Below are 12,145 nucleotides of genomic sequence, written 5' to 3' on the forward strand. Positions count from 1 at the left end.
ACTTAAATAATTGTAATAGAATAATGAAAATATAATATAGGAGACGATATGATGGCAAATATACCAGAATTAAAAAGAGGAGTATTAGATACTATTACCGATGCTATAGGAAATACTCCAATCGTAAGATTAAACAATTTAACAAAAGATTTAGAAGCTGAAGTCGATGTTAAAATTGAATCATTCAACCCAACAGGCAGTGTAAAAGACCGTATTGCAGTTGCAATGATTGAAGATGCTGAAGAGAAAGGTTTACTTAAGCCTGGTGCAACAATCATAGAGCCGACCAGTGGAAATACAGGTATCGGTCTTGCATTTGCAGCCGCCGCTAAAGGTTACAAATTAATATTGACCATGCCTGAAACCATGTCTGTTGAGAGAAGAAAATTCCTAAGCGTTTTGGGTGCTGAACTTGTCTTGACTCCTGGTGCTGATGGAATGGGAGGGGCTATTGCAAAAGCCAATGAACTCAATGAAGAGACTCCGGATTCAATTATTCTAGGTCAGTTTGACAATCCTGCAAATGTTAAAATCCACAAAGAAACTACTGCTCAAGAAATTTTTAGAGATACTGAAGGTAAAGTCGACTTTGTTGTATCAGCTGCAGGAACCGGCGGAACAGCTACTGGTATTGCTAAAGGTTTAAAAGAACTTGTTCCTGATGTTAAAGTGGTTGTAGTTGAGCCAGAAGAATCACAAACCCTTGGTAAAGGTGAAAAAGGACCTCACAAAATCCAAGGTATTGGTGCTGGATTTGTCCCATCAATTTATGATGCGGAAGTTATTGATGAGATTATTCCGGTTGCAAGTGAGGATGCTGGAAAAACTTTATTGGCTCTTGCTAAGGAGGAAGGTATTTTTACAGGAATCTCTTCAGGAGCAGCAACTTTTGCAGCATTGGAATTAGCTAAAAGAGAAGAAAATAAGGGCAAAAGAATAATAGCAATCCTTCCTGACAATGGTGAACGTTATCTCTCCGTAGATTGGTTATTTGAATAAGAATAACTATATATACCATATGTTATATAATTTAAGTATAACATATTGTGAGGTTTATCGATGTTTGATAATTTAAGGGCTGAAATTAAAGCTATCAAAGAGAAGGATCCTGCTGCCAGGTCAACATTAGAGATTTTATTATGTTACCCGGGATTTTATGCTTTATTGATGCATAGGATTAGTCACTGGCTCTGGATTCATTCTTTTAAGCTTTTGGCTCGTATGAATTCTAACTTGGCTAGGTTCATTACGGGTATTGAAATTCACCCTGGTGCAACATTTGGTAAGCGGGTATTTATTGACCATGGTATGGGTGTTGTTGTTGGTGAAACAGCAATCGTTGGTGATGATGTGTTGCTGTATCAAGGAGTAATCCTTGGCGGGACAAGTACAGAAAAGACCAAAAGACACCCAACGGTTGAAAAGGGAGTAATTATTGGTGCTGGTGCCAAAGTAATGGGAAATATTACTATTGGAGAATATTCCAAAATTGGTACTGGTGCAGTCGTCCTGAAAGATGTCCCCCCTCAATCAACATGTGTTGGCGTTCCTGGAAGAATTGTTAAACGTAAAGGAGTACGTCCTGAAAAAGTCGATTTGGATCATGGAAAACTTCCAGACCCTGTTGCCGATGCACTTAGAGTAATTGAAAAACATCTTCAGGAAAACGACAAACGTTTCGAAATATTATTTGAAAAACATGACCTTTGTTTTGCTGAAGATATAAGAGATGAACAAGAAGAGTTAGAAGACTTATTTAAAAAAGACGAGGATTAATATGAAACCACCATGTGAAATTGTTGTATGGTATGTGATTCCTGCAATCAGATCAGAACTGGCTAAAGAGTTATTGAACTTAGGAATGAAACAGAAGGATGTTTCAGAACTTATGGATATAACCCAACCTGCTGTTTCTCAGTATATTACTGACAAACGTGGTAGTGGAATCAAACTCGATGAGGATGTTCGAGGAATGATTCATGAGTTTGCCCGTGAGTTATCTGAAGGTGAAGCTACTAAAATGGATTTAATTCCGAGAACATGCAAAATTTGTAAGAATGTTAAAACAGCTGATGTATTAGAACAACTCAACATTAACAAGTCAGAGCTCGGTGAAGACTGTCAAACTTGTATGGGTTCAGAGGCAAATTAGGAAAAATTGTGTAGTTAATAGTAAAGTATTTAAACTATTAATTACCTATATTTTATTATCCTATTAATTTTGGTGGCAAGTTTACCGAGTGGCTAGGTGTGTGGCTGCAGACCATAATACGGGGGTTCAAGTCCCTCACTTGCCTTTTTAATTACTATTTTTTGAGGTTATTTTTTATGGACGTCTATTCAACTTTAACTCGCAGTAAAGAAAATTTTGTAACAATTAATAAAAATAGAGTTAACTTATTTGTATGTGGTCCGACTGTTTATGATGATGCACATATTGGACACGGAAGGACATACATTTCTTTTGATACAATAAAAAGATATTTGGAATATAAAGGATATGCAGTATTTTACATTCAAAACATCACTGATATTGATGATAAAATCATTAACCGATCAAAAGAAAGTGGAATTCCGGCACATGAGTTAGCCAGAAAGTTTGAAAAAAGATACATTGAAGACATGAACAAATTAAATGTAAATGGTGTTAATTTATTTGCAAGAGCAACTGATCATGTTGATGAAATATTAGACCAAATTCAAAGATTAATCGATAAGGGCTTTGCTTATGAAACTGAAGATGGGGTCTACTTTGAAATTGACAAATTCCCTGAATTTGGTAAATTATCCAACAGAAATGTTGAAGAGCTGGAATCTCACAGAGACATTGCTGAGACTACCAAGAAAAATCCACAAGACTTTGCGCTTTGGAAAAAACGTGTTGGAGTGGATGAGCCAACTTGGCCGTCCCCATGGGGTGATGGAAGACCTGGATGGCACATTGAAGATACTGCAATTACTGAATACTACTTTGGACCGCAATATGATGCTCATGGTGGGGGTCTTGACTTGATTTTCCCACACCACGAAGCGGAAATCACTCAAATGGAAGCTGTAAGTGGTAAAGCTCCAATGGTAAAGTTCTGGTTGCATACAGGATTTTTGAATGTTAACGGCGAAAAGATGTCAAAATCATTGAATAACTTCATTACTATTCGTGAATTACTTGAAGATTATGCTGCTGAAACATTCAGATTCTTTGTACTTTCAACTCACTACAGAAGCCCGATTGACTTTTCTAAAGATTCACTTCACCAATCTGAAAGAAGTTTGGATAGAATCAGGAAATATTATGAACTTTTAGATGTTGAAATGGGTGAAGAGTCCTTTGAATGTGAAGCTTTAGCTCCTCATAAAAAAGAATTCTTTGATAGCATGGATGATGACTTTAACACTCCAAAAGCTATTGCAGCAATCTTTGGATTGATCAATGATACTAAAAATGATTTGGATTCATTGTCTGATGAGGATAAGATCGCTATTAAGGCATTCTTGGATGATGCTGCACATATTTTCGGTGTTAGCTTTGAGACAGAAGAGGTAAATGCTGGTTCTGATGATTTACTTAATGTAATATCTGAAGTAAGGTCAGAGTTAAGAACTAACAAACAATATGATTTATCCGATAAAATCCGCGATAACCTACAGGCTTTAGGTTATGAAATAAATGATTAGGAGATTATTCTCCTCTATTTTTTTTATTTTTTTTTGAGTTGAAATCATAAGATTTATATATTAAAATAACATATGTTATAATTGTATAACATGAGTTATACTTTCTTGTTTTTTTAGGTTTACCAAAACATTTATATAGGAATAATAACAATTGTTATATAGTAAATATAACACGTGATATATTTTACTAGAATTATTTTATAAAGGTGATAATTAATGACAAATAAAGATTATGGATTAGCAACATTAGGTGTACGTGCAGGACAAACTCCAGACCCCGCAACTGGGGCACAGGCGGTTCCAATTTATCAAACAACTTCATATGTATTTAAAGACTCAGATGAGGCTGCAAGAAGATTCGCCCTTCAAGAATTTGGACAAATTTACTCCAGATTAACAAACCCTACCAGTGATGTATTTGAAGCAAGAATTGCCGCTATCGAAGGCGGTAACTCAGGTCTTTCAACATCAAGTGGTCTTGCAGCAATTTCATATGCAATATTGAATGTAACCGAACCTGGAGACAACATCGTTTCTGCAGATAACCTTTACGGCGGAACTTACCAATTGTTCAACTACACCTTCAAGGATCTCGCAAGGGATGTCAAGTTTGTAAACTCACAGGACTTGCAGGCATTTGAAGACGCAATTGATGAAAAAACCAAGGCAATATATGTTGAATCAATTGGAAACCCAAAACTTGATGTTCCGGATTTCGAAGCGCTTGCCGAAATTGCCCATTCACATGATATTCCATTAATAGTTGACAACACTGTTGGTGTAGGGCTTGTCAGACCATTGGAACATGGCGCCGATGTCATTGCGGCATCCGCTACCAAATATGTTGGTGGACATGGTACTGCAGTCGGAGGATATATTGTTGATTCAGGTAAATTCAACTGGGGAAACGGCAAGTTTGCAAACTTCACAAAACCAGATCCAAGTTACCATGGATTGGTATTTTGGGATGCATTCGGTGATGTTCCTGAACTTGGAAACATCGCATTTACCGTAAGGGCAAGAGCAAGACTCTTAAGGGACTTAGGTGCAACTCAAGCTCCGGTACACAGTTTCATATTCCTGCAGGGACTTGAAAGTTTGGATGTTAGAGTAAAAAGACACTCTGAAAACGCTTTGAAAGTAGCTAAATTCTTAGAAGCACATCCAAAAGTCAAATGGGTAAACTATCCGGGATTGGAATCCCATCCTACCTATGAAGTCAATAAGAAATACTTGAAGGACAACTTTGCAGGAATCCTAGGTTTCGGTGTTGAAGGAGGAGAGGAAGCAGGCAGAAAAGTCATTGAGAAACTGGAATTGTTCTCAATTCTTGCAAATATCGGAGATGCAAAAAGCCTTGCAATTCACCCTGCAAGTACTACACATCAGCAATTAACACCGGAAGAGCAGGAAGCAACAGGTGTAACACCTGACTTTATCAGACTTTCCATTGGTTTGGAAGATGTTGATGATCTTATTGATGATTTAAATCAAGCTTTAGACAGTATCTGAGTAAATTAACACTTTACTCATCTAAAATTTATTTATAAAAAAAGGACAATTGGGGGATTAGAATGTATTTGGATAACTCAGCAACTACACAGGTTAGTGAGGAAGTTTTTGAAGAGATGAAACCGTATTTCACTGAAGAGTTTGGAAACCCTTCCACTCTTTATGGTTATGGTCGTGAATCTAAAAAAGCATTGAATTTGGCTCGTCAGAGAGTAGCCGATGCAATCAATGCAAAACCTGAAGAAATTATTTTCACCGGAGGGGGATCAGAGTCTGATAATTTGGCTATTAAAGGAATAGCTTTTAAATACCTCAACCAAGGTAAGCATATTATCACAACAGAATTTGAACACCCTGCAGTTAAAGAAACTTTAAAATTCTTGGAATCACTTGATTTTAAAGTTACCTACCTGCCAGTCTATGAAAATGGTATAATTAAAGTTGAAGACTTAAAAGAAGCAATAACTGATGACACAATTCTTATCACTATCATGCATGGTAATAATGAAATAGGTACCGTTCAGCCGATTGAGGAAATCGGTAAAATCGCTCGTGAAAAAGGCATTACCTTCCACACAGATGCGGTTCAGACTTTCGGTAAGATTGAAGTGGATGTTGAGAAGTTGAATGTGGATTTACTTTCTTTATCTTCCCATAAAATCAATGGTCCTAAAGGTGTTGGAGCAATATACATTAAAAAAGGAACCCGTGTCATACCTCTTATTCATGGCGGAGGTCAAGAAAGAGGTATCAGGGCAGGTACTGAAAATGTTGCTGGAGTTGTCGGATTCGGTAAAGCATGCGAATTGGCATCACAGCAATTGGAAGAACATTATGAAAAATTATCATCCATCAGGGATGAACTCATTGAAAAAGTTTTAACCACCATTCCAGAATCATATGTGAATGGGGATATGGAGCAAAGACTCCCAAACCTTGTGAACTTCAGATTCAAGGCAATTGAAGGTGAATCATTAATCCTTCTATTGGATGCAAAAGGATATCAGGCTTCAACCGGTTCAGCATGTTCATCCAATAAATTGGAAGCATCACCTGTTCTGACCGCTTTAGGTCTGGATCCTGTTGATGTTCATGGATCTTTAAGATTGTCCCTTGCTCCTGAAAGCGATAATTTTGACGTTGATGAATTTGTAGGCATTCTTGCAGAATCCGTTTCAAGATTAAGGGAAATGTCACCTCTATGGAATCAGGAATTAGATTATGATAATGTAATGTGTGCAAAACACAGAGACAACTGTAGGATGTGTTAATTATGGATTATTCAGAAAAAGTAATGGATCACTTTGCAAACCCAAGGAACTGTAGAAAAATGGAAGATGCAAACGGTGTCGGAACCGTTGGAAACCCAACATGCGGAGATTTGATGACAATCTACATTAAGGTGAATGATGATGACGTGATTGAGGATATCTCATTTCAGACATTTGGTTGCGGAGCAGCTATTGCAACAAGTAGCATGATTACTGAAATTGCAGTTGGAAAAACTATTGAAGAGGCTTTAAAAATTTCTAGAAACGATGTTGCCGAAGAATTAGACGGTCTTCCACCAATTAAGATGCACTGTTCAAACCTTGCAGCAGATGGACTTCAGGCTGCCATTGAAAATTACCAAGAAAACAATCAATAAAAATAAATACTTTGTAAAATAAAATATCTTTAACTATATAAGGAGATGTTTTAAATGGTAAAAATTTTAAAATGTGACGATTGTGGAAGTATTATCCAACTTTTAGCTAAAGGTGATGAAAAAGCATGTTCCGAACACATGCTCGCATTCCCTATACAAACTGAAGGTGAAAAATCACCTAAACATAAACCAGTATTGGAAATTGATGGTAATGAAGTAACCGTTAAAGTCGGTGAAGCAGCTCACCCAATGGATGATGACCACTACATTCAATTCGTGATTGTTGAATCAAATTGTGAACAATACATCAAACACTTTAAACCTGGTGATGCTCCTGAAGCAACTTTCACCATCAACTGTACTAAGGACATTGTTGCATTAGCATTCTGTAATCAACACGGTCTTTGGTCCAACGAATAAGTTTAAAATAAATTTTTAAACTTCTTTTTTTTATTATTTTTTTCATGAAAAATTTTAATAACTTCTTTTTACACAAATATTCATGTGTCTAGCTATAGTAAATTGATAGTTTTTGTTTTAGCTTTACTCATTATTTCAGCCGCTGTTATTTTCATAGACAGTTCAGTTGACAACATTAACAAAACCATGCCAGAAATTAGTGATTTGATTGTTAATGGGGATAAAGATTATAATGAGGCTGTTCAATTAGTTAATGATAGGGATTTTAATAATGCAATGGCTAAAGCAGAAGCTGCAGGAAATAATTATGAGAATAGTTTAAGCAAACTACAGGATATAAAGAACGAATTCTCGGATGATATAAATGATATTCAAAAGGAGTATATTGATACTGTCATCAATGAATTAAACTTGAAAATTCAGGCTGTAGATAAATTGAAACTGTCCATCGAGAATTTACAGGTATACTCAAATTATACAGGTTCAACTTACGGTTCTGAAGCAAATGACTTGATTTATGAAGCCGTTCAGTATCAAAACGAACGTGATAGCATAGTTAAGGATAATCCGAATTTATTTAAATAAGAGAGGTTTTAATTTGAAAACTAAATGTCCAAAATGTAAAGGAATAGGTTCAGTTGTTGTGGACTACAAGGAATGTGAAGCCTGTGGAGGAACAGGTTTTGAAGAGGACGCTTTTGATATAGGCAATCATTTTAAAGGTGTAAACAGTAACGCAAAAGCAAAATTTGACCTCGGAGGAGAGGAAGATATTCCATGCGAAGTATGTAACGGGAAAGGGCAGGTTGAAGTTTTTGAAGAATGTCCTCATTGTCATGGAACCGGTCAAATCAATGTATGCAGAGATTGTGGAAAGCTATTGAGCGAAGAGCATGACTTATGCGATGACTGTAAAGAAAAAAGAAAGGTTGAAAAAATGAAACATGATGAATTTGAAGCTCGCCGAAGGGCAGCTCGTGATGTTTATGTTCTAGATTCAATGTGTCAGATGAAAGACATTGACAAGGACAGATTATACAAAGGAAAAATAACAAGAATCGAAAGATACGGTGCCTTTGTTTCATTGAATAATAATGTTTGGGGACTAATGAGAGGAGATGTCTCCGAATATCATGTAGGTGAGGATGTAATTGTATTCATTACCTCAATCAAATCCAGAGAGGGAAAGATAGACTTTGCACCGGCTTATGTTGAAGAGTATAACCTTAAAAGATTAACCATTTCTCTTCCAAGAACTATCATTTCCAAACTTGAAGAGAAAAAGGGTAGTATTGTTAGAATTGACGGGGAAGTTCAACAGATTCAGCAGACTTCCGGCCCTACAATATTCATAATCAGTGATGAAAGCGGAACTACCGAAATCGCAGCATTCGACAAGGCAGGTGAGAGATCTTATCCTGAAATAGAGCTGGATGATGCAGTGCAAGTTGTTGGTGAAGTCAACGAACATGGCGGAAAAACACAGATTGAAGCATCTTCAATGGTCAAACTTTCCGAGGAAAATGCCATTAAGTTACATAAGATGATTGACGATGCATTAAACAAAAGGGCCGAGCCGAATCATGTTGATTTCTTGGTCAAAAGTGATGTTTTAAACAGACTTAAACCGAAGATGAGGGAAGCCGCAAGAAGAATTCGAAGAGCAATACTTGATGGGAGAACAATTATCCTAAGGCACCATAACGATGCTGACGGAATCTGTTCTGGTGTTGCAATGGAAAAGGCAATCATTCCATTAATCGAGTATGCAAACCCCAGCAATGACGCCCAATATTATTACTTTAAAAGGTCTCCAAGTAAGGCTCCATTCTATGAGTTGGAAGATGTTGTAAAGGATTTGTCATTTGCCCTTGAAGACCAGCAAAGGCATGGTCAGAAATTGCCTCTTATAGTTCTTTTGGACAATGGATCTACTGAAGAGGACATTGTTGCATTAATGCAAGCTAAAATATATGATATTGAAGTTGTTGTAATAGACCACCACTCTCCGGGTGAATTGCTGACAAAAGAGGTCGAAGACGGTGAAATCTATGGAGCTACAGTAGCTGTTGATGAATATGTCGATTGCCATGTTAACCCGTATTTGGTTGGTGGAGACTCACAATTGACTGCAGGCGCACTTGCAACAGAAGTTGCACATATTATCAATCCTGCCGTTAAGGATTTAATTAAGCATTTGCCTGCAGTTGCAGCTTTAGGGGACCGTGCTGAATGCGGTGAAGTGTATCAGTACTTGGAGCTTGCAGCTGAAAAGGGATTTACAAAAAAACATTTAGCAAAAATTGCAGAATGTGTTGATTTTGAAGCATATTTCTTAAGGTTCATGAATGGTAGGGGAATAATGGATACCATTTTGGCCGTGGATAATTTGGATAAGCATGAAAAAATGATTGATGCTTTGTATAAGGAATATCAAAAGAGAGTTGATACACAGCTTAAGGCGGCTCTTCCAAACATCAAGAAAACCAGACTTGAAAACGGCATTTACTTTAATTTAATTGATGTAGAAAAGTATGCACATAAGTTCACATTCCCTGCACCAGGAAAAACCTGCGGATTTGTTCATGATAAAATAATAAAAGAGTTAGGTGAGGATAAACCAATTGTTACTCTTGGTCATGGCCCTGATTTTGGTGTATTTAGAGCAACTGATGCTGTAAATGAACAATATGGTTTCAATGTAAATGAGATAGTTGCAAAAATGATTGAAAAAGTTCCTCAAGCGGGAATTGATGGTGGAGGCCATGAATGTGCAGGCTCAATAAAATATATTGAAGGGCTTGGTCAGGAAGTATTGTATAAAGTTGTAGAGGAAGTGCAATCTTTATCAAAAATTAGATAGGATTTAAAATGCTTTTAGGAAATTACTGTAAAAAATGCGGTTGTAGAATACTCCCGAATGAACCTTATTGTAGTAAATGCGGGTTAAAAACTGGTTATACCTTATCTGATGGAGGTGTTTTCATTCCTCCAATCCACAATATTGGATTTTTTAATTTTGACATTGACTTTTCACCATACATCGAAAGTAAAAGGGAAGATTTCAAATATGAAATATGTGCATGCGGATATCTGAATGATGTTAACAATGATTATTGTTATATGTGTGGAACAAAAAGATCTGAAAGCAAGCTTCAAAGATTATTAAAGAATAAGTCCAAGCCGGAATTTTCGCTGGATAATGTTTTATGTGAATGTGGAGCCATAAATTCGAAAGAAAATGTATTTTGTGAGATGTGTGGCAGGCAGCTGCATGAAGAAAATATTGTCCCTTTGGATAACTACAGCAACTTTAATTTGCAATTTAAGGATTCGAAATTCTGTTTTTGCGGTGAGGAAAACGATAGATTTTCCCTATTCTGTAAGAATTGCGGGCTTCCGTTAGTCAATTATGGGCGCATGCAGGATATTTCAATATTATGTGCATGCTCTAAAATTAATGAAATTACATCAGATTTTTGCATCGAATGCGGTACCAGCTTGAAAGATGAAAATACACTTTTGATATGTGTTTGCGGTGAAAAAAATCCGGAAAACGCCAAATTTTGTCAAAGTTGCGATAGGCCGCTCAATCCTAAAAGGAACATTAAATCAAAAATAATTTGTTCATGCGGTCAGATTCTTGATTGGAATACTGATTTCTGTCAGAATTGCGGTAAAAATATTAGGAAATTATTGATTAATAAGAATTCAATCAGCGGCACAGGCAGAACACTTAAAAGCAGGTTTAGGTAGTGATTGATTTGAAATATTGTGATATCTGCGGAACTATAAATTTTAAGGAAAATAACTACTGCACTCACTGCGGAAATAAGTTTGTGATTGAACATATCTGTCCCTACTGTGGTTGCACCAATAAAAATCAAGCAACTCAATGCGTCAAATGCAGAAATCAGATAAATCCTCTGCGAATTGATGATTTTGACATACTGTTCAGCGAATATAATATAAATCTGCTTTCGAATGCAGACATCAGCGATGAAGAGTATAATGAGTTGCTTAGAAATATTTTTATAAGGGCGGATTATTCTGAAATTTACGGAATCGGCATTAAAGAGAGGATTTTAAGTCTGGCTAGTGTGTTTACCCAATGCAAATCAAAATCCAGAGGTTATGAGAGAGGATATATCTTTTTGGATAATTGCATTTATTATGATGATAGGCTGGATGACTCTGTTCAGATTGCCACCATAATACATGAACTGGCTCACTATTTCCTATTCAGCATTATTGAAAGTTTGTTATGTCATGTTCTTAAAGTTGAAACATCTGCGACTTTACAGAGCTTTATCTGGTATTTTTTAACACTTCCTGAGTTTAAAATAATGAATGAATATTGTGCCCATACCGTTGAAGGCAGATTCATTCCATATGGCTATCAGAATTACGGGTCATTCAACCTGCTGGTTGATAGGATAGGCGTTGATGAGGAGTCCTTAAGAGATATGGTAAAATTGGGCAATACATTTGCAAATGAGATAATAGTTTATCTTGAAAAATACATTTCCGAGGATTTGAGGCAGGATATCAAACTGCAATATAGATTAGACCTAAATAAACAGGCTTTCGAATCAATACTTTTGGAAACGGATGATGCATTTCCATTAAATCTGAAAAATACTATTTTATTGGGTGTTTTGTGCAATATTTTAAAAGAAGCTTCAGATGAAAACACTCGAAAGGAGCTCGAAGAAATCAGAAAAGGGTTGAACTACCTCGACTTTGTAGAAGTCGAGGATTCTTACTTCACGGGCTGATACTCTCCCATGAGAGTAGAATTACCGTGCTATCCTCCCTGTCCCAGAGGTTCATTGTTTCATCGATTAAATCGATTAATCCTTGTTTTAGAATGTTTTTACCTGCATTAAT

Annotated in this window: 12 protein-coding genes and 1 tRNA gene; all 13 read left to right on the plus strand. The window is 36.5% G+C overall.

From position 1 onward, the window contains the following. The first annotated feature begins 51 nt into the window (after nucleotides 1-51). The 13 genes from cysK (at nucleotide 52) to ACKI3D_RS07535 (ending at nucleotide 12,033) form a co-directional block, all read left to right on the plus strand. Entirely contained in the window at nucleotides 52-999 is a 948-nt protein-coding gene (cysK, locus tag ACKI3D_RS07475) for a cysteine synthase A (RefSeq protein WP_407393383.1), read from the plus strand. A 60-nt stretch (nucleotides 1,000-1,059) separates the two neighbouring features. Beyond that, the gene (gene cysE / locus ACKI3D_RS07480) at nucleotides 1,060-1,776 is read left to right on the plus strand and encodes a serine O-acetyltransferase (RefSeq protein WP_407393363.1); all 717 of its coding nucleotides are present in this window, start codon (nucleotides 1,060-1,062) and stop codon (nucleotides 1,774-1,776) included. Nucleotide 1,777: 1 nt separating this feature from the next. Next, complete coding sequence (locus ACKI3D_RS07485) at nucleotides 1,778-2,152, plus strand: transcriptional regulator (protein ID WP_407393365.1); 375 nt, start codon at nucleotides 1,778-1,780, stop codon at nucleotides 2,150-2,152. Nucleotides 2,153-2,226: 74 nt separating this feature from the next. After that, a tRNA-Cys gene (locus ACKI3D_RS07490) sits at nucleotides 2,227-2,297 on the plus strand. Between the two features lie 31 nt (nucleotides 2,298-2,328). Continuing rightward, nucleotides 2,329-3,675: a cysteine--tRNA ligase gene (cysS, locus tag ACKI3D_RS07495; protein WP_407393367.1), complete on the plus strand. Its 1,347-nt coding sequence runs from the start codon at nucleotides 2,329-2,331 to the stop codon at nucleotides 3,673-3,675. A gap of 216 nt (nucleotides 3,676-3,891) precedes the next feature. Beyond that, nucleotides 3,892-5,187 (plus strand): O-acetylhomoserine aminocarboxypropyltransferase/cysteine synthase family protein, encoded by a 1,296-nt coding sequence (locus ACKI3D_RS07500; RefSeq protein WP_407393369.1) that lies wholly within the window; start codon nucleotides 3,892-3,894, stop codon nucleotides 5,185-5,187. A 62-nt stretch (nucleotides 5,188-5,249) separates the two neighbouring features. Further along, nucleotides 5,250-6,458: a cysteine desulfurase family protein gene (locus tag ACKI3D_RS07505; RefSeq protein ID WP_407393370.1), complete on the plus strand. Its 1,209-nt coding sequence runs from the start codon at nucleotides 5,250-5,252 to the stop codon at nucleotides 6,456-6,458. A gap of 2 nt (nucleotides 6,459-6,460) precedes the next feature. After that, nucleotides 6,461-6,835, plus strand: coding sequence for a Fe-S cluster assembly scaffold protein NifU (gene nifU / locus ACKI3D_RS07510; protein ID WP_407393372.1), 375 nt, complete (start codon nucleotides 6,461-6,463; stop codon nucleotides 6,833-6,835). 54 nt (nucleotides 6,836-6,889) lie between these two features. Continuing rightward, the gene (locus tag ACKI3D_RS07515) at nucleotides 6,890-7,255 is read left to right on the plus strand and encodes a desulfoferrodoxin family protein (protein WP_407393374.1); all 366 of its coding nucleotides are present in this window, start codon (nucleotides 6,890-6,892) and stop codon (nucleotides 7,253-7,255) included. 102 nt (nucleotides 7,256-7,357) lie between these two features. Continuing rightward, nucleotides 7,358-7,840, plus strand: a complete 483-nt coding sequence (locus tag ACKI3D_RS07520; RefSeq protein WP_407393376.1) for a hypothetical protein — start codon at nucleotides 7,358-7,360, stop codon at nucleotides 7,838-7,840. Nucleotides 7,841-7,853: 13 nt separating this feature from the next. After that, nucleotides 7,854-10,118, plus strand: coding sequence for an OB-fold nucleic acid binding domain-containing protein (locus ACKI3D_RS07525; RefSeq protein WP_407393378.1), 2,265 nt, complete (start codon nucleotides 7,854-7,856; stop codon nucleotides 10,116-10,118). 8 nt (nucleotides 10,119-10,126) lie between these two features. Next, nucleotides 10,127-11,011, plus strand: a complete 885-nt coding sequence (locus ACKI3D_RS07530) for a double zinc ribbon domain-containing protein (protein ID WP_407393380.1) — start codon at nucleotides 10,127-10,129, stop codon at nucleotides 11,009-11,011. 8 nt (nucleotides 11,012-11,019) lie between these two features. After that, a complete protein-coding gene (locus tag ACKI3D_RS07535) occupies nucleotides 11,020-12,033 on the plus strand; it encodes a zinc ribbon domain-containing protein (protein WP_407393382.1) in 1,014 nt (337 codons plus the stop codon). The last annotated feature ends 112 nt before the right edge of the window (nucleotides 12,034-12,145 follow it).

It is taken from the genome of Methanobrevibacter sp. (genome assembly GCF_045586545.1).
Taxonomy (GTDB): domain Archaea; phylum Methanobacteriota; class Methanobacteria; order Methanobacteriales; family Methanobacteriaceae; genus Methanocatella.